Source organism: Collinsella sp. LCP19S3_D5 (assembly GCF_052121415.1).
GTDB lineage: Bacteria > Actinomycetota > Coriobacteriia > Coriobacteriales > Coriobacteriaceae > Collinsella.
The window spans coordinates 24,652-42,772 of sequence record NZ_JBQKEH010000001.1; the positions used below are offsets into that span (position 1 = coordinate 24,652).

General features: G+C 61.2%; 14 protein-coding genes and 1 tRNA gene. 13 read left to right on the forward strand and 2 right to left on the reverse strand.

Annotated features, from left to right (window positions below; genetic code table 11):
- Nucleotides 1-19: 19 nt before the first annotated feature.
- Together ACTQXO_RS00115 and aroF are read right to left on the reverse strand one after the other, a co-directional pair.
- Nucleotides 20-934, reverse strand: coding sequence for a prephenate dehydrogenase (locus tag ACTQXO_RS00115; RefSeq protein WP_441545346.1), 915 nt, complete (start codon nucleotides 932-934; stop codon nucleotides 20-22).
- Nucleotides 935-937: 3 nt separating this feature from the next.
- The gene (aroF, locus tag ACTQXO_RS00120) at nucleotides 938-1,960 is read right to left on the reverse strand and encodes a 3-deoxy-7-phosphoheptulonate synthase (protein ID WP_427794404.1); all 1,023 of its coding nucleotides are present in this window, start codon (nucleotides 1,958-1,960) and stop codon (nucleotides 938-940) included.
- Nucleotides 1,961-2,163: 203 nt separating this feature from the next.
- On the opposite strand from aroF, the gene ACTQXO_RS00125 reads away from it, so the two are divergent.
- From ACTQXO_RS00125 to ACTQXO_RS00185, 13 genes are all read left to right on the forward strand, one after another.
- A tRNA-Arg gene (locus ACTQXO_RS00125) sits at nucleotides 2,164-2,240 on the forward strand.
- 75 nt (nucleotides 2,241-2,315) lie between these two features.
- Nucleotides 2,316-5,033: an HAD-IC family P-type ATPase gene (locus tag ACTQXO_RS00130; RefSeq protein ID WP_441545347.1), complete on the forward strand. Its 2,718-nt coding sequence runs from the start codon at nucleotides 2,316-2,318 to the stop codon at nucleotides 5,031-5,033.
- Nucleotides 5,034-5,248: 215 nt separating this feature from the next.
- Entirely contained in the window at nucleotides 5,249-6,403 is a 1,155-nt protein-coding gene (locus tag ACTQXO_RS00135; protein ID WP_441545348.1) for a double zinc ribbon domain-containing protein, read from the forward strand.
- A gap of 105 nt (nucleotides 6,404-6,508) precedes the next feature.
- Nucleotides 6,509-7,051, forward strand: a complete 543-nt coding sequence (locus tag ACTQXO_RS00140; protein WP_154516178.1) for a peptidylprolyl isomerase — start codon at nucleotides 6,509-6,511, stop codon at nucleotides 7,049-7,051.
- 12 nt (nucleotides 7,052-7,063) lie between these two features.
- Entirely contained in the window at nucleotides 7,064-8,368 is a 1,305-nt protein-coding gene (locus ACTQXO_RS00145) for a tetratricopeptide repeat protein (protein ID WP_441545349.1), read from the forward strand.
- A 127-nt stretch (nucleotides 8,369-8,495) separates the two neighbouring features.
- Nucleotides 8,496-9,527: a rod shape-determining protein gene (locus ACTQXO_RS00150; protein ID WP_006236061.1), complete on the forward strand. Its 1,032-nt coding sequence runs from the start codon at nucleotides 8,496-8,498 to the stop codon at nucleotides 9,525-9,527.
- Between the two features lie 78 nt (nucleotides 9,528-9,605).
- Nucleotides 9,606-10,547 (forward strand): rod shape-determining protein MreC, encoded by a 942-nt coding sequence (gene mreC / locus ACTQXO_RS00155; RefSeq protein ID WP_154516181.1) that lies wholly within the window; start codon nucleotides 9,606-9,608, stop codon nucleotides 10,545-10,547.
- A 12-nt stretch (nucleotides 10,548-10,559) separates the two neighbouring features.
- Nucleotides 10,560-11,126: a rod shape-determining protein MreD gene (locus ACTQXO_RS00160; RefSeq protein WP_441545350.1), complete on the forward strand. Its 567-nt coding sequence runs from the start codon at nucleotides 10,560-10,562 to the stop codon at nucleotides 11,124-11,126.
- 13 nt (nucleotides 11,127-11,139) lie between these two features.
- Nucleotides 11,140-13,209, forward strand: a complete 2,070-nt coding sequence (gene mrdA, locus ACTQXO_RS00165) for a penicillin-binding protein 2 (protein WP_441545351.1) — start codon at nucleotides 11,140-11,142, stop codon at nucleotides 13,207-13,209.
- 9 nt (nucleotides 13,210-13,218) lie between these two features.
- Nucleotides 13,219-14,445 (forward strand): FtsW/RodA/SpoVE family cell cycle protein, encoded by a 1,227-nt coding sequence (locus tag ACTQXO_RS00170; protein ID WP_154516190.1) that lies wholly within the window; start codon nucleotides 13,219-13,221, stop codon nucleotides 14,443-14,445.
- A gap of 18 nt (nucleotides 14,446-14,463) precedes the next feature.
- The gene (locus ACTQXO_RS00175; protein ID WP_441031136.1) at nucleotides 14,464-15,393 is read left to right on the forward strand and encodes a YcjF family protein; all 930 of its coding nucleotides are present in this window, start codon (nucleotides 14,464-14,466) and stop codon (nucleotides 15,391-15,393) included.
- A gap of 9 nt (nucleotides 15,394-15,402) precedes the next feature.
- On the forward strand, nucleotides 15,403-17,280 hold the full coding sequence (locus tag ACTQXO_RS00180) for a TIGR03960 family B12-binding radical SAM protein (RefSeq protein ID WP_441031133.1): 1,878 nt from the start codon (nucleotides 15,403-15,405) through the stop codon (nucleotides 17,278-17,280).
- Nucleotides 17,277-18,089: a TIGR03936 family radical SAM-associated protein gene (locus ACTQXO_RS00185; RefSeq protein ID WP_441031130.1), complete on the forward strand. Its 813-nt coding sequence runs from the start codon at nucleotides 17,277-17,279 to the stop codon at nucleotides 18,087-18,089. Before ACTQXO_RS00180 ends, ACTQXO_RS00185 begins: the two co-directional genes overlap by 4 nt.
- Nucleotides 18,090-18,121 lie beyond the last annotated feature (32 nt).

Genomic DNA, 18,121 nt, shown 5'->3' on the forward strand with positions numbered 1-18,121 from the left:
GCCTGGCGTGATAGGTGGTCTAGTGGGTGGCCTCGTCGTCGAGCGCGCGCTTGATGCGGTCGCCCTCGGCAAGGAGATTCTCAAGATAACGCTGGTCGCGGTCCTTGAGCGCACGGCTGTAGGCGCTAAGCGAGTCGATCAGGTGGTCGATCTCAAAGGCAAGTGCGTCGGCGTCGTCAATCATGAGCTCGGACCACATTTGCGGGTTGAGGTGCGCCACGCGGGTAAGGTCGCGGTAGCTACCGGCCGAAAAACCGTGGTGAACCTGGGCAGTCGGGCTTTTGACGTAGGCGTTTGAGACGACGTGCGCGAGCTGGCTCGTAAAGGCGATCACGCGGTCGTGCGCGGCGGCGGTGGTCACGCTGAACTTGCCAAACCCTAAGGGGCGCACCATCTCGCGCACCTGGCCTAAAAGCTCCAGTTTGAGCGCATCGTCCACCACGGGCGGCACGAGCACGAGTGGCGCGCCCTGGAACAGGTCGGCACGGGAGTGAGCGTAGCCCGAGTACTGGGTGCCCGCCATGGGGTGCGCGCCCACAAAGTAAAACCCGTACTCGCGGGCGAGCTCAAAGGCACGCTCGCACACGATGCCCTTCACGCCCACGGTGTCAATCACCACGGGTCCCATGATGGCCTCGGTATCGGTGGCGTCGGCGAGTGCCTGGGCGTGCGCCTCGAGCCACTCGATGCAGGCCTCGGGGTAACAGGCCAGCACGATGATGTCGCACTCGCCGAGCGTCTCGTCGTTGAGCTCGCCGGCGACGGTGCCCATGCTGGCGGCCGTCATGACGTCATCGTCGGGGTCCCAGGCCAGCACGCGGACGCCCGCCTGCGCATAGCCGCGGGCAAAGCTGCCGCCGATCAGACCCAGGCCCACAATGCCGGCGCATTTGGGGCCGCCCTGGTTAACTCGCGCGTTTCTCACCGTACCCATGTGCTACTCCATGGTCTCTTGGCAGACGACCTCGCGGATGGCGCGGATACGGCGCATGGTGTCGTCGAACTGGTCGGGGGTGAGGGCCTGGGCGCCGTCGGACCATGCGCGGCTGGGCTCGTCGTGGACTTCGATCTCCAGACCGTTGGCGCCGCAGGCGGTCGCGGCGAGCGCCATGGGTTCAACGTAGCGGGTGTAGCCGGTGGCGTGGCTGGGGTCGGCCACGACGGGCAGGTGCGACAGGTGGTGCAGCACCGGCACGGCGTTAAGGTCGAAGGTGTTGCGGGTGCGGGTCTCGAAGGTGCGAATGCCGCGCTCGCACAGGATAACGTTGTCGTTGCCCTCGCTCATGATGTACTCGGCAGCCATGAGCAGCTCGTCGATCGTGCCGGACATGCCGCGCTTGAGCAGAATCGGGGTCTGGGTCTTGCCGACCTCCTTGAGCAGGGGGAAGTTCTGCGCGTTGCGGGCGCCAATCTGCATGACGTCAATCTTCTTATCCAAGAAGACCTGCACGTCGCGCGGGTCCATGATCTCGGTGACGATCGGCATGTCGAGCTCGGCCGATGCCTCGCATAGCAGGTCCAGGCCGGCGGGGCCCATGCCCTGGTAGGCGTAAGGGGAGGTGCGGGGCTTGTAGGCACCTCCTCGCAGCATGGTGGCGCCGGCGGCCTTTACGCGGCGTGCGATGCGAATGAGGTTTTCGCCCTCGACGGAGCAGGGTCCGGCGATGACCTGGAACTGGTCGCCGCCGATCTTGATGCCGTGGCCGCAGTCGATGACGGAGTCTTCGGGGTGAAACTTGCGGTTGGCACGCTTGAACGGCTCGGAGACGCGCTGCACACGCTCGACGACGTCCATGGACTCGAGCAGGAACGGGTCGATCTTGGTCGTATCGCCCACCAGGCCGATGATGGTCTCGTTCTCGCCGCGCGACACGTCGGTTTTGAGACCCTTCTTCTCAATCCAGCTGACGATGTGGCCGATGGCTTCATCGCTGGCGCTCTGCTTTAAAATTGCAATCATGGTGTGCCTCTCACCTCGATGGATAACCCTTGCAAAAACGGCCCGCAGTGCGAGCCGTATCATATGGTGCATGAGAGTTTATACTAATTATTTCACTTTTGCGTCCTAAAGTGAGCCGTTGCGCTTCGTCTCCCACGTAATTGCAGAGCTTTTTCTATTATGTTGTTAGCTCGTGGCGCACTTGGGTATAATGCCAACCGTTGGCCCTATTAGCTCAGGGGATTAGAGCGTCTGCCTCCGGAGCAGAAGGCCGTTGGTTCGAATCCAACATGGGGCACCATAGGGAGCAAGGCCGTCCGAACCTCGTATGGTCCGGGCGGTTTTCTTATACCGATGCGACGTGATGGGACGTGGTATGGCAACGACGGATATCGAGCGCGGACTTTCGACCGCCGAGGTCGAGGAGCGCATTGCCGCCGGCAAGATCAACCGCAACATGGAGCTCAAGACCAAATCGGTTCGTGAGCTTATCATCGAAAATCTCTGCACGCTGTTCAATCTGATCAACGTGATTTTAGCGATTTTGGTCATTATGACCGGATCGTTTAAGAACCTGACGTTCCTGTTCGTGGTGTTCCTCAATACCGCCATTGGCGTCATCCAGTCCATGCGCTCCAAAAAGATGGTCGATAAGCTCACACTGCTGACCTCTAAGAAGGCCATCGCGGTGCGCGATGGTGCCGAGGTGGAGCTCGACTTGGACCAGATCGTGCTCGACGACATCATTCGTCTTGGGCGCGGCGACCAGATACCTGCCGACGCCGTGGTGGTATCGGGCGAGGCGCTCGTTAACGAAAGTCTGCTGACGGGCGAGAGCGACCTTATTAAGAAACAGCCCGGTTCCGAGCTCATGAGCGGCAGCTTTATAGACTCGGGCCTGTTGCGTGCCCGCGTGGTCCATGTTGGTGCGGATAACTATGTGGCCAAGATCAACAACGAGGCCAAGTACGTCAAAAAGGTCAATTCCGAGATCATGAACGCGCTCAACGCCATCGTGCGCTTTGCGAGCGTCATCATGATTCCGCTCGGTCTGGCCTTGTTTGCCTCGAGTGTGAGCGGGCTATGGGATGCCGCCGGTACGCCGGGCGATAGCGCGCTTTCGTGGTGCTTTTCCGAGCTGCTGGCCGGTCGCGTGCCTTCGTCGGCGCTGCTGTCCACGGTGGGCGCTCTTTTGGGCATGATTCCGCAGGGCCTGGTGCTGCTGACCTCGTCGGTGCTTGCCATCGCCACGGTGCGCCTGGCGCGCCGCAAGGTACTCGCGCAACAGCTCTATTGCATCGAGACGCTCGCGCGCGTCGACGTGCTGTGCCTGGACAAGACAGGCACCATCACGTCGGGTCGCATGGAGGTCGAGGGCACCTATCCGTTGCCCGTTGAGGGCGTGAGCTTGGACCCGGACGAGGCGCCTGTCCCCGTCGATACTACCGTGCTCGATTTTGCGCTTGCCAATGTCGCGCGCGCGACCTCGGCCGATGCCAATGAGACCTGCCAGGCGCTGCTCAACTACTACGCCGACCGCCCGGTCGAGGTGTCCGAGCCGCTGTCGGTCATTCCGTTTTCGTCCTCCAAAAAGTGGAGCGGTGCCTCGTTTGCGCAGGGCTCCTATGTGATGGGCGCGGCGCAATTTGTGCTTTCGGAGCGTATCTTTGCGCAGGTCGAAAATCGTGTGGCCGAGCTTGCCGACACCTGCCGCGTACTTGTGGTGGCCCGTGTGGACGGCTTTACGCCCGATGGCGATATGGTGGGCGAGGCCGAGCCCGTGGGCTTTGTGACCATTCGCGATGAGATTCGCACTTCGGCCGCCGAGACCATCGGCTACTTTAACGAGCAGGGCGTGACCCTTAACGTGATCAGTGGCGACGACCCTCGTACGGTGTCGTCGATCGCGCGCGTGGTGGGCGTGCCGGGGGCGGACGCTTATGTGGACGCCACGACGCTCGATACGCCGTCCAAGATTGATGCGGCGGTGGACCGCTATCACGTCTTTGGCCGCGTGACCCCGCAGCAGAAGCGCGAGCTCGTGCAGGCGCTCAAGCGTCGTGGCCATACCGTTGCCATGACGGGCGACGGCGTCAACGATGTGCTGGCACTCAAAGAGGCCGACTGCTCCGTGGCCATGGCCGCCGGTTCCGACGCCGCACGCAACGTGGCCGAAATCGTGCTGGTCGATAACGATTTTGCTTCGATGCCTGCCGTGGTGGCCGAGGGCCGTCGTTCTATCAACAACCTGCAGCGTTCGGCCTCGCTGTTCCTGACCAAGACGCTGTTCTCGATGGGCCTGGCGGCACTATGCATCGCGCTGCCGCCGTATCCCTTTGAGCCTATCCAGATGACGCTCATTAACTTCTTCTGCATCGGCGCGCCGGGCTTTGTGCTGGGCCTTGAGCCCAACAATGCCCGCGTGAAGGGGTCATTCTTGACCAACGTGCTCAAGCGCGCGCTGCCGGCGTCGGTTGCAGTCATTTTGGCCGCGGCGCTCGACATCTTTGTGGCGCGCGTGTTTGGCTTTAGCCAGCTCACGCTGTCGACGATGTGCCTTCTCACGTCGTGTGCGGCAAGCGTGAGCCTGATCTGGCGTATCTCGCAGCCGCTCACACCCTTGCGCGTGGTGCTCTTTGTATTTGTCGTCGTCGGCATCTTGGTGGGCGTTATCGGATTCCCCGAGCTGCTGTCTATCGCTAACTTGTCGATGGGCGAGGCAATTATCCTTCTGGTGATTGTGGTCTTTACTTGCAGCGTGTTTTTTAAACTCGCCACGATGATGGATTCGCTTAAGCCGCGTCGCCGCCATGCCGCCACTGGTTTTGGCCGCGGCGTGCGCGTTCGCTTGGGCCGCGGTGGCGGCAAGGTGAGCTCGACGGGCTCGACGGCCGAGCGTTTTGCCAAGCGCGTCGCCGCCGACATGGCGCAGCGCCGCGAGGAGCGTACGACCCGTGAGGCCGAAGCCCGCGCGCTCGAGGGCGTGGAAAAGACCCAGCCCAAGAAAAAGAAGGGCGCGGGCGCCAAGCGCTCGCGCGTGACCAAGTCCGCGCAGGGCATTAAGGTTTCGATGCCGAGCAAGAAGAAAAAGTAACCGCACCTCACAGGGTAGCTAATTTGGGACGGGGCTTTTTTAGCTACCCGGCTGATGACGCGATCTATTTGGCCGATTGGCGGCCAGGGCAGCTAAAAAAGCCCCGTCCCAAATTAGCTACCCTGCGATGTTGAATTGGTGCCCTGTGCCTTTAGGGGCGTAGCGATGTTATGCTCTAACCTCGATTGTTCGAATGATTCCGAAAAGAGGCTGCCGTGATTTGCCCGCATTGTCTCAAGACCATAGAGGACGGCTCCTCGTTCTGCCCCTATTGCAATACCTATGTTGGCCCGGGCGATGGCCCCGAGCACACCGAGTTTGTGTTCTGCGAAGGCTGCGGTGCCCGTCTGTCGCCTCATGACCGTACCTGTTCCAAGTGCGGGCGCCCTGCCCCGGGCATTCTATCCGAGGATGCGGCAGCATCCGACCTGGCTGCTGGGCGCACGGCTGGTTTTCCCCGCCTGACGCAGGAGCAGATCGATACCGAGGTGCCCCATGCGCCGGCCTCTGCCGCCGCGGTACTTTCCGATGCCGCCGATCCCAATGAGACCTGCGTGCTGCCGGCTTTCGACAGGGATTTTGGCATTCCCAAGGTCGATATCCCGCTGCCGGTGTCCCTTCGTGACGACGCTCAGTCCAAAAATCAAAAACCCAAGCGCAAGGTGCATCCTGACGAGGATGCCTACCACAAGCACAAGCGCCGTATTCCCAAGCCGCTCATCGTCATCGTGTTGCTCGCTGCCGTGTGCGGCAGTGCCTATTGGTTTGTGACGTCGGACCCCATGGGCGTTATGCCGGGCTTTTACGACCAGTTTGGCCAGGCCGCCAAGACGACGTTCCCCTCGCGCCAGAAGGGCGAGGCTACCGAGGAAGAGACCAAGTCCGACGATACCGCCGAGGTGGTCCAGGAGGAGACCGTCCTTTCCGACGACCAGCTCTATACCAAGCTCGACGGTCTGTATCAGACCATCGTGTCGTATGGCGACGATGATCAGATCGGCGAGGTTGTCGACTCGTTTAACAGCGGGTACCTGCGCACGCCGCTCTCCACGCGTCAGGAGCTGTCGCAGAGCGCTTATGCCCTGCGCGACCAGATCAAAAAGACCCAAGACGAGCTCAACAACCTTAAGGTGCAAGATGATACCGTCTACGCAGAGGATATCGAGCACCTCAAACAGCTTGCCGAGTGGATGTACGAGCGCGTCGACATGATCTGCCAGAGCTGGGATATCTCGCTGTCCATTCCCGATGGCGAGTCGCTGAGCGCACGCCAGAGTGAAATCTTGGCGCCCATCGCACAGGGCGGCAACAGCGCCCTTAACCAGTACGATGCCAATGTGAGCGCCTGGAAGCCGCAGCCGCGTTCGTAATTTGTTGCCCTCCGACGGCATAACCTGCGTGCGCAATTGATGGAAGCCCGTGCTTATTGCTACAATTCGTACAAATATGCTTTAAACGCACGAGGAAGGAACCACATGTTTGGTTTTAAGAAAGAGCTTTATACGCCCGAGTACCAGCTCGCTGGTGATGAGTGTGCGATCATCGAGACGTCGAAGGGTACGATCAAGGTCAAATTTGACGGCGAGGGCGCTCCCATCCATGTGGCGAACTTCTGCGAGCTTTCCACCATGGGCTTTTATGACGGCCTTAAGTTTCACCGCTATGTGCCCGGCTTTGTGATCCAGGGCGGCGACCCCAATACCCGCGATATGTCCGGCGCTGACGTCGCCGCCGGCCTTGAGGGCCCCGACGGTATGCCCGGCACCGGTGGCCCCGGCTACTGCATCAAGGGAGAGTTTGCCACCAACCCGCGCAACAGCCATGTGGACGGTGCGCTTGCCATGGCACGTTCCATGGATCCCGATTCCGCGGGCTCCCAGTTCTACTTCTGCCTGGGAGCCCAGCACAATCTGGATTCCGGTTACACCGTCTTTGGCACCACGGTCGAGGGCCTCGACGTGATTTCGCAGCTGCGTGCCGGCGACGAGATCGTCCATGTCGAGATCGTTCACGAGTAAAAGGGGACTTCCTTGAATAGCCAGCTGATTCAACAGGGTCGAGCCGCTTATCGTGCGGGCGACTTTTCTGCAGCCGCTCAGATGCTCGGTGCGGCAAAGACCCCCAGCGAGATCATGGGCGAGGCCGACCATCTGCGTGGCAACGCTCTGATGCACCTGGGTATGTATGCCGAGGCTGCCGAGGCGTACGCGGCTGCCCTCAACGACGGCACCTATGGAAAGCGCGGCGCGCTGCTCACCAACCGCGGCAAGGCGCTCGCTGCCGTGGGTGACTATGTGACCGCAGCCCAGGCGTTCTCCGCCGCAACGCAGGATGCTTCCTATGCCACGCCGTTTAAGGCCTATCTGGGTCTTGGCAACGCGCTGTTCCAGTCGGGCGATTTCGCCAATGCAGGCACTGCCTTCCGCCAGGCCGCAATCGATGGCGCCAATCCAGCCCCCGCGGCCGCCCTTGGCGAACTCGGCCGCTGCTTCATCAAACTTGGCCGACCGGCGGACGCCGTGGAGACCTATCGCACGGCCATCGACTTTGCCGGTCCGCGCGATGACACGCGTGCGCTTAACGCGGGTATGGGTGAGGCGCTTTCTGCCGCGGGTCGTCCTTCCGAGGCGCTCGATGCCTTTAATGCCGCCACCGCCGACGGCATCTATCAGCTCACGCCCGAGCAGGCCGATGAGCTTGCCCGCGTGCACGATTCACTTGCCGCGCTTTCGGCCCAGACCGCCATGGCCACGGCCCCGGCGCCCGCCATGGATACGACTGCTGTCGATTCGCTCGATCCCACGGGTGCCACTGGCCAGTTTATGCCCGATCCCTCCGACACGGGCTTCTTTACGCTGTCCGAGTCCGAGATGGTCCAGCAGGATCGTCAGGACCGCAAGCAGGCCAAGGTCCGTCGTCGCCATCGCCATACGGGCCTCAAGGTCTTCCTGGTTTTGCTTCTGCTGATTGTTCTTGCCGCGGGCGGTTTGGGCTTTGCCTACACGCGCGGCATGGGTATTCCCTCGCAGGAGTCCGTCATCACCGATCTGTTCCAGGCTGCTGGCGACGGTGATACCGCTAAGGCCGAGTCCTGCCTGGCCTCGAGCCTGTCCGAGGACGCCAAGGCGATGATTATCTCCTCGATCCCGCAGGGCGCCACCGTCTCCATCGAGGGCATGGATCAGTCCATGACCGAGACCACCGCGAAGGTGAAGGCTTCGCTGTCCAAGGGCGGCGAGCAGGAATATACCGTCAAATTCGTGCGCACCGATAACCATATCGGCTGGGCGGTATCTTCGCTCGACATCGATTTCTCGGCCGCTGACAACCAGTAGTGACCTTATGAGATTTGGCGCTGCCCGGTGCTTCACCGCAAGTGAGGTGCCGGGCTTGCGCTAGTATGATGGGCTAGTAGTTTTCCAGCAATCATCCAACACATCAGGAGTTGCGTTGTTTTCTTTGATGGACATGTTCTTCGGTAGCTATGCGGGCGATCTAGCCATCGACCTCGGCACCGCCAATACGCTTGTCTCTGTGCGCGGCAAGGGCATCGTCATTCGCGAGCCTTCCGTCGTCGCCATCGACAAAAACGATGAGCGCATTCTTGCAGTCGGTATCGAGGCCAAGCGTATGCTTGGCCGTACGCCCGGCAACATTGTGGCCGTGCGTCCTCTCAAGGATGGCGTTATCGCCGACTTCGATGTCACCGAGGCCATGCTTCGCTACTTTATCGATAAGGCTTCCGAGAAGCGCTATCCGTGGACCCCTCGTCCGCGCGTCGTCGTATGCGTTCCCTCCGGTGTCACGTCGGTCGAGAAGCGCGCCGTGTTCGAGGCTACGATTCAGGCTGGCGCTCGCCAGGCCTATCTGATCGAGGAGCCCATGGCTGCCGCCATCGGTGCTGACTTGCCTGTCGAGGAGCCGACTGGCTCCATGGTCATCGATATCGGTGGCGGCACCACCGAGGTTGCCGTTATCGCCATGGGCGGTATCGTCGTGTCGCAGTCCATCCGCATTGCCGGCGACGAGTTCGATCAGGCTATCCTCACGCATGTTCGCGATGCCTACAATTTGGCCATCGGCGAGCGCACGGCCGAGGACATTAAGATTAAGGTCGGCTCTGCCGTGCCGCTCAAGGACGAGCTCGACGTCGAGGTCAATGGCCGCGACGTGATCACGGGCCTGCCCAAGACCGTGCGCATCGAGAGCGAGGAGATTCGTCGTGCGCTCAATAAGCCGCTCGACGAGATGGCCAAGGCCGTCAAGGACGCACTCGACGCCACGCCGCCCGATCTTGCCTCGGACCTTATGTACTACGGCATTCTGTTGACCGGCGGCGGTGCGCTGCTGCGCGGCCTCGACGTCCGCTTGCGCGATGAGACAGGCGTTTCGGTCAACGTGAGCCCCACGGCGCTCGACAACGTCGTAAACGGTTGCGCCCGCGTGCTCGAGGCCAACGCGTTTGATGGCGGTTTCGTCCAGACCAATGCTTAATTTCCAAAAGGTGGATTCCATTTGGCACGATCTTCGGGTTTCTCTTCAAATCTGAATACCAAACGACAATCAACGGGTATGCGCCCGTTGATTGTTTTCAGCCTGATTTCTGTGTTGCTGCTCACGTTTTACATTCGAGAGGGCGAGGCCGGGCCGATACATGCCGTGCGTTCGGGCGTCACGACAATCACCTCTCCGGTGCGTTTTGTTGGCTCGGCGGTGGCGGCGCCATTCAATGCCATCGGCAACGTTTTCTCCAACCTCACCGCTTCGCAGGAGTCGCTCGACGACCTTAAAAAGCAAAACGAGGTCCTCACTTCCAAGGTCGCGGAGCTTTCCGAGGCCCAAAAGACCGCTGAGCGCCTTGAGGGTCTTGTGGGCCTGCAGTCGACCTATAACCTCAAGTCCACTGCGGCTCGTATTGTCGGAGCCTCGGGTGACGCCTGGACGTCGACCGTCACCATCGATAAGGGTTCTGCCGACGGGCTTACCATCAACATGCCCGTGACGAGCTCGGCCGGCGTCATCGGCCAGATTATCGAGGTTTCGGCCAAGACATCGACCGTGCGCCTGATTGGCGACGAGAACTCTGGTGTGTCCGCCATGGTGCAGGACACGCGCGCACAAGGCATGCTACAGGGCCAGCCCGATGGCACGCTGCGTCTTGAGTACGTGAGCGTCGACTCCGATGTTAAGGTTGGCGATATCATCGTGACCTCGGGCATCGGTGGCGTGTTCCCCAAGGGACTGCCGCTTGGCACCGTGTCTTCGGTCGAGAAGTCGGCTAACGACGTGTACTACACCATTGTGGTGCGTGCGCAGACCACGGCCGAAAATAACGAGGAAGTGCTCGTCATTACCTCGCTCACCGACGAGCAGTCGGCTTCGGACGATGATGTGAGCTCGGCCAATAGTGCCCCGCAGGGCTCGTCGCGCGATGCTGCGACTCAGTCTAAGGACGAGAAATCGGATGATGATTCCGACACGGCCGAAGCGTCCGATTCTGGATCGAGCGAATAGGGAGGCATGTCCATGGATCTACACGAGCAGGGGACTGGCTCCCGTGCCTTTGCAATCGCCGCTATCGTCTGCGTGCTGCTGCAGGCGGGACTGGCACCGCAAATCTCCATCGCGGGCGGCCGCGTCAACTTTATGATTATTTTGGTGTGCCTGGCCGTGTTTTCGAGCGACCCTACGCGTGCCGTCGTGTGCGGCTTTTGCAGCGGTCTGTTTTACGACCTTTCCGCCGCCGTGCCGGTGGGCGTTATGTCGCTGCTGCTGACCGTGGGCAGTTTTGCTTTGGTGCACAGCGCGGCTGGTCAGACGGGCGGCTCGCCGGGCGCGCGCGGCATTACCGTGGGCGCCTTTGCGCTTGCCATCAACGTGGTCTACAGCATCATCTTGCTGTTTATGGGTCTGGAGACGAGCTTTGTGGTGGCCATCTTTGGGCACGCTCTGCCGTCCTCGATCCTGACGGGCTTGATTGCCATTCCGTTTTTGATGTCCGGCGCCGCTCCGCAGTCTGGCTATGGGTTCTCCGCGCGCGGTGGGCGTCAGACGGGTATGCGCTTTAAGCCCAAGACCCGTAAGCTCAAATAGGGGAGGCCTCAAGATGTCTTCCCAGTTGACGGTTGTTGTCGCCGGTATCGCGCTGGTCGTGGCCATTGTGGTCGCGCTGGTCATCATGCGCCGCGGCGACTCCCGCTTTACCTACGACACACAGCACGGAACGGCCCCGCGCGCCACCGAGGGCGAGGGCAATACGGCCGCCACGGCCTTCAAGGGCCGTTTTTCCATCCTCACCACGGGTGTGGGTGCCATGTTTGCCGCGCTTGCCGTTAAGCTGTGGGGCATGCAGATGGTCTCGTCGGACTACTACGACAAGCAGGCCAAGAGCAATCAGACCCGTACCGTTACCACGCCTGCCGTGCGTGGCCGCATCTTGGACCGCAACGGCGTCGCACTGGTGCAAAACCGCCCCTCGCTCGCCGTCGTCGCCTATCGCGATCTTGCCGACGACAAGGTGCTGGTGCGTCATCTTGCCAACGTGCTCGGCATGCCGTATGTCGCGGTGCTGCGCAACATCCAGGACAATTCCGAGGGCGCGCAGAGCCTGCATACGATCGCGACTGACGTGCGCCGCTCTACCGTCGCCTACATTCAGGAGCACGCCGGTGAGTTTCCCGGCGTGAAGATCGCCGAGCGCACCGAGCGCCAGTACCCGTATGGCGAGACCGCCTGCCATATTTTGGGCTATACCGGCACCATTACCTCCGAGCAGCTCGAGGCGCAGAACAAGAAGTCGTCGGACGGCAACGAAAGCGCGGCTGGCCAGATCTCGTATCAATCGGGCGATATTGTGGGTCAGGCGGGCGTAGAGATTTACTACGAAAATCTGCTGCAGGGCATTCGCGGTGAGCAGACCGTGAAAGTTGACGCCTCGGGTAACGTTATCGGTCAAGCCGGCGCCGTTCCCGCCAAGGCCGGTTCTGACATTAAGCTTACGCTCGATCTTAAGATTCAACAGGCCTGCGAGACGGCTCTGGCGAATGCCATTGAGCTTGCCAAGACTACGGGCCATAGCAATGCCGGCAACGGAGCCGTGGTGTGCCTCGACCCCAACAACGGCGAGATCTTGGGCATGGCAAGCGAACCAAAGTTTGATCCTTCTGTCTTTATCGGCGGCGTCTCCAATGACGTGTGGACCGAGCTTAACGATGACGAGGGCTCGCATCCGCTGCTCAACCGCGCCATTAGCGGCCAGTACATGTCCGCCTCGACCATCAAACCCCTCTCGGCGCTGGCTGGCCTCGAATTTGGCACGTACACTTCGAGTCAAACGACCAACTGCACGGGATATTGGACCGGCTTGGGCAAATCTTGGGGAAAGTACTGCTGGCTGCACTCCGGCCACGGCACGATGACGCTGCAGTCCGGTATCGCCAACTCCTGCGACCCCGTGTTCTACGATATGGGCAAGGCCTTTTTCTACAACGACCAGCATCCCGAAGGCCTGCAAGAGGTCTTTCGCCGTTGGGGCCTGGGCAAGACCTGCGGCATCGACCTGCCGAGTGAGGGTGCGGGCCGCATTCCCGATGCCGAGTGGAAAGAGTCGTACTTTACCGACGCCTCGGCCGAGGACCGCAAGTGGAATGCCGGCGATATGACCAACATCGCCATCGGCCAGGGCGACATTCTGGTGACACCGCTGCAGATGGCCTGCGCCTACATGGGTATTGCCAACGGCGGCAAACAGTATGTGCCGCATGTGTTCTTGTCTGCTGTCTCGCGTGATGGCGACGGCGATGCCTACAAGTACAACGGCAAGGGCAAAAAGAAGCGCCTTGAGGCTCAAATTAACAACGATGCCGATCTTGCGCTGGTCCGCAACGGTATGCACGATGTGATTTACTCGGCGTCGACTTCGACCGCCGCGCACTTTAACTCCCTGACCCCTACGGTCTACGGCAAGTCCGGCACGGGCGAGAAGAGCGGCGAGGATGATTACGCGTGGTTTTGCGCCTACGCGCCGGCCGATGACCCCAAGTACGTGATCGCCACTGTCTTGGAACAGGGCGGTGGCGGCTCCGATACCGCGCTGCACGTTGTGCGCGATGTCCTCGGTGCGATTTATGACGAGCCCGACACGTCGACGGCCACGGGCGATTCCTCGGTTCGATAGGAGGTTGCGATGGACTTTTCGCCGGCGGACCTGTTCCGCTCAACCAAAACCGGCTCTCGCAGCAGCCTGGACCGCGTCAACAAGCAGATTTCCGCATCGCGCGGAACGTTTCGCCAAAAGGTGCACGTCGGCGTGCTGTTGGCGACTGTGGCGCTCGTCACCTATGGCGCCATTATTATCTGGTCCGCCTCGCAGTTTAAAGCCGACGCCTCGTTTTCGCGTCACCTGCTGGGTATCGGTATTGGCGCGGTGCTGGCGGTGCTCGTCTGGCGCACCGACCTGCGCGGCATTTCCAACTTTTCGACGGCCCTGCTCGTCATCGATCTCATCGTGATCTTCTCGCCTAAGATTCCGGGTCTGTCCTACACGGGCGGCTTGGGAATGACGGGTTGGATCAAGATTCCCGGTATCGGTTTAACATTCCAGCCCGTTGAGCTTGCCAAGCTCATCACCATCTTCTTTATGGCCACGCTTGGCTCGCAGTACAACGGGCGCATCGATACCGCTCGCGACTACATTAAGCTCTGCGGCATGCTGTCCGTTCCGTTTTTGGCCGTCGTCGCCATGGGCGATTTGGGCTCGGGTCTAGTCGTGCTGGTGTCGGGCGCCATCGTCATCTGCATGAGCGGTGCGCGCCGCGAATGGGTGCTGTCGACTTTGGCTCTGCTCGTGGGTTTGGTGGCGCTCGTCCTGGCGCTCGATTCGGTCTTCGATTCGCTGCTCGGTCATGATGTGCTCATTAAGCAGTACCAGATGAATCGTCTGACGGTCTTTATCGACCCCGACAACGCCGATTCGGACGATGCGTACAACCTGCAGCAGTCGTTGATCGCGGTCGGCTCGGGCGGTTTCTTTGGTAAGGGCCTGGGGCATGCGACGCAGTCGGCCGGCGGCTTCCTGCCCGAGTTCCATACCGACTTCGTCTTTGCCTTTTTGTCAGAGACGTTCGGCTTCTGCGGTTCCTTTTTGTTGCTGTGCCTGTACGTACTGCTCATCTTCTCGACGATTCGCGTCGCCTTTAAGTGCGAGTCTCTGTTTCTACGCTTGTCATGCGTGGGTATTGTCGGCATGTGGGCATTTCAGACGTTCGAGAACATCGGCATGTGCATTGGCATGATGCCGATTACCGGTATTCCGCTGCCGTTCATTAGCTTTGGTTCGTCGTCGATGATGATCCAGTTGTTGACGGTGGGTATCGTACAATCCATATGGCGGCATCGTTCGGGCGCCGCGTAACCGCTGGAGGGGTTTGCCATGAAGATTCCCGTGGAAAAGCTGACCCGCGCTTTTAAAATGGGCGCGACCACCAAGAGGGATTCCGATACGCCGGTGCGCGTTTCGGTCTACCTGGATTCGACCGCCTCGCGTTTTTTGGTCGAGACGGTGCGCGATGCCTTTGTGCCGCAGACGACCTCGGGCATTGTCCGCGTTGAGCGTCTGGGGGAGGAGCGTATCGTCCCCAAGACCGATACCGACGTGGTGCTGGTGCTTTCGTGCGGTTCCGACCGCCTGGAGAGCGCCGTGCAGGAGCTCGTCATTGCCGGCGCGCCCGTGTGCGTGCTGGCCGAGTCCGCTGTCGAGGTGCCTTTTATCCAGGAGTCCACGCCCATGCTCGGCGTGGTAGCGGCCACCGATAAGACGTATCTGCTCGAGACACTCGCCCGCTGGATCCTGGACCGTACGGAAAAGGAGACGGCCTTTGCGGCGAACTTTGCCTTTATGCGCATTGCCGCCGCCAACCGCATCATCACCTCGTGCGCGCTTACCAATATGGCGACGGGCGCGCTGGTGTTTTTGCCGGGGGCCGATTATCCCGTTATGGCGCTGGCGCAGGTTGGCATGCTCTTTGAGCTTGCGGCTATCTTTGGGCGCGGCATTAAGCCCGAGCGCGGCTATGAGGTCGCGGGCGTGCTTGCCGGCGGCTTGGTAATGCGCGCCGTCACTCGCGCCCTGGTAAAGCAGACGCCGCATATTGGGTTTGCCGTCAAGGCACTCTCCGCCGCCGTCGGCACCTATGGCATGGGTCGTGCGCTCGTGTCTCTCTACGAGCGCGATATTGACTACAGCCGTGCCAACGAGGTGGTTGCCGCCACGTTCTCACGCGTCCGCGACCTGGTGACCACGGTTGCCGGCGCTACCCGTCCCATGAATCCTTTTGAGGATGCATCCGATCTCGCTGCTTAGGGGTTTCTTTTGCGCGTTCCATACCAAGACTGTTTTCATTTGATCGAGCCGCTGCTCGCGAAGGTCGAAAAGCCGAGTCGCTATATCGACCACGAGTGGGGTACGCTCTCCAAGGCCGATGCCGACTATCGTTGCTGCATGATTTACCCGGACGTGTACGAGGTCGGCCTGCCCAACCAGGGTATCGCCATCCTGTACAACATCCTTAACCAGGCCGAGGGCATCTCCTGTGAGCGCGGTTATGTGCCGTGGCCCGATATGGGCGATGCCATGCGCGAGGCCGGTATCCCGCTGCTGTCGCTCGAGGGCGCAGCGCCCGTGGCTTCGTTTGATATCGTCGGTATGCATGTGCCGCACGAGATGGCTGTGACGAACTTTCTCGAGGCGCTCGACCTCGCCGGCATTCCGCTGCTGGCGGCCGACCGCACCGAGGACGATCCCATCATCGTCGCCGGCGGACCTTCGGTTTATAACCCCGAGCCGTATGCGGCCTTCTTCGATGCCATCCTGATTGGCGAGGGTGAGGAGTCGCTGCTCGAGATCTGCCACCTGCATCGCCGCCTGCGTGACGAGGGTGTCCCGCGCGCCCAGATTGTCGAGCGGCTCGCGACCGTCTCCGGTACCTATGTGCCCTCGCTGTACGAGGTGCGCTATGACGAACCCTGCTCACCGCACGGCTACACCGTGCCGCGCGAGGGTAAGGACGTCCCGCCGGTGGTCTACAAGCGCGTCGTCGAGGACTTTGGCGCTACCAATCCATTGTCGCAGTCGTGCGTGCCCTATGCGCAGCTCGTTCACGATCGCCTGTCTATCGAGATCCTGCGCGGCTGCGCTCGCGGTTGCCGTTTTTGCCAGGCCGGCATGACGTATCGCCCGGTGCGCGAGCGCTCGGCAGACCAGATCGTGTCCTCGGTGATCCAGGGCCTGGAAAAGACCGGCTATGACGAGGTGTCGCTCACCTCGCTTTCGACCACCGACCACTCCTGCATCCGCGACGTGCTTGGCAGGCTCAACCGCCGCCTGGAAGATACGGGCATTCGCGTGTCCATTCCCTCGCAGCGCCTGGATTCGTTTGGCGTGGATATGGCCGAGTCGGTCGCCGGCGAAAAGAAGGGCGGCCTGACGTTTGCCCCCGAGGCCGGTAGCCAGCGCATGCGCGACATCATCAACAAGAACGTGACCGAGGAGGACGTGGACCGCGCGGCCAAGGCGGCCTTCGAGGCCGGCTGGAACCGCATGAAGCTCTACTTTATGATGGGTCTTCCCGGTGAGCGCGATGAGGATATCGTGGCCATCGCCAACCTGGCCGATCACGTGCTGGAGCTCGGCCGCTCCGTGGTACCCAAGGCGCGCCGCGGCTCCATCTCGGTGTCCATCTCGGTGTCGGTGTTTATCCCCAAGGCCTCCACGCCTTTCCAATGGTGCCCGCAGCTCGATTACGACGACGTCAAACGCCGCCAGAAGCTCCTCATTACGAGCGTTCGCAACCGTGCGGTCCGCGTGCACTACCACGATGCCGAGACCTCGCTTATCGAGGCGGCGCTGTCTCGTGCAGGCCGCGACATGACGCCGGTCATCATCGATGCCTGGCGTGCCGGTTCGCGTTTTGACGCCTGGGTGGAGCATTTTTCGCTCGATAACTGGAAGGAGGCCGCGGCCAAAAACGGCATCGACCTCAACGAGCTCGTGCACCTGCCCTACGAGCTGGACTGGCACCTGCCCTGGGAGCACGTGAGCCCCGGTTGCTCGCGCGGCTTCCTCGAGCGCGAGTACCGTCGCTCGCTGGAGGGTGTCACGACGCCCGACTGCACCCGCGCGTCGTGCACCGGCTGCGGAATCTGCCCCACGCTCCACGCCAAGAACGTATTGGTGGGTGATCGCGCATGAGTGAGCGCTTGACCGACAACCCCACGCTCTTTAGGCTGCGCGTTCGCTACGGCAAGCGCGATCGTCTCAAGTACCTGGGCCACCTGGAACTGATTCATACCATTGAACGCATCGTGCGTCGCGCGGGCCTGCCTTATGCCGTCACGCAGGGTTTCTCGCCGCACATGCGCGTGGGTTTTTCCTCGGCGCTGCCCGTGGGCACGTCGTCGACCTGCGAGTGGTATGACCTGTTTATGACCGAGTTCGTCGCGCTCGACGAGGCCTTTGGGCGCCTGGCTGCGGCATCTCCGGCCGATTTGGCGCCCATCGAGGCCGCCTACATCGACGTGCGCACGCCGGCGCTGACGGCGCAACTCAAGCGCCTGTCGTACCGCATCGACCTGCACCTGGACCCTGAGTCACCCGTGAGCGCCGATGAGGTGCGCGCCGCGATTGACACGTTGCGTGCGGCCCACGGCATCGATTATGCGCGCGGCAAAAAGAGCAAGCGCCTGGACTTGGACCATACGCTCGTGGGCTACGAGCTTAAGGCGGGGGAGCGCCCGGACCATCTGGTGCTCATACTCGATACCCATGCCGACAACGAGGGCTCCATGCGTCCGGAGATTTTGCTTTCTGCTGCTGATGTTTTGTTGCAGGGCTTGACCCCGGGCGTCGATGCACCTATTGTTTCCACCGGTATGCAAGACCTCGTGACCATCTGCTCCTACGATGTCGAGCGTCAGAATCAAGCATGCGAAGACGACGAGGGCCGACTCGTCAGCCCCATACCTGTGCGAACTTGTGGATTTGCTCCACATACTCGTTGACGGGGGTATTATCGCCTGCTACTATATTCGGC

Bases quoted from the DNA above. Each gene is read 5' to 3' on its own strand.
- aroF (WP_427794404.1), bottom strand. From the start codon at position 1,960: ATGATTGCAATTTTAAAGCAGAGCGCCAGCGATGAAGCCATCGGCCAC.
- mreC (WP_154516181.1), top strand. From the start codon at position 9,606: ATGCGCCCGTTGATTGTTTTCAGCCTGATTTCTGTGTTGCTGCTCACG.
- ACTQXO_RS00175 (WP_441031136.1), top strand. From the start codon at position 14,464: ATGAAGATTCCCGTGGAAAAGCTGACCCGCGCTTTTAAAATGGGCGCG.
- ACTQXO_RS00115 (WP_441545346.1), bottom strand. From the start codon at position 934: ATGGGTACGGTGAGAAACGCGCGAGTTAACCAGGGCGGCCCCAAATGC.
- ACTQXO_RS00160 (WP_441545350.1), top strand. From the start codon at position 10,560: ATGGATCTACACGAGCAGGGGACTGGCTCCCGTGCCTTTGCAATCGCC.
- ACTQXO_RS00140 (WP_154516178.1), top strand. From the start codon at position 6,509: ATGTTTGGTTTTAAGAAAGAGCTTTATACGCCCGAGTACCAGCTCGCT.
- ACTQXO_RS00130 (WP_441545347.1), top strand. From the start codon at position 2,316: ATGGCAACGACGGATATCGAGCGCGGACTTTCGACCGCCGAGGTCGAG.
- ACTQXO_RS00170 (WP_154516190.1), top strand. From the start codon at position 13,219: ATGGACTTTTCGCCGGCGGACCTGTTCCGCTCAACCAAAACCGGCTCT.
- ACTQXO_RS00185 (WP_441031130.1), top strand. From the start codon at position 17,277: ATGAGTGAGCGCTTGACCGACAACCCCACGCTCTTTAGGCTGCGCGTT.
- ACTQXO_RS00150 (WP_006236061.1), top strand. From the start codon at position 8,496: ATGGACATGTTCTTCGGTAGCTATGCGGGCGATCTAGCCATCGACCTC.
- mrdA (WP_441545351.1), top strand. From the start codon at position 11,140: ATGTCTTCCCAGTTGACGGTTGTTGTCGCCGGTATCGCGCTGGTCGTG.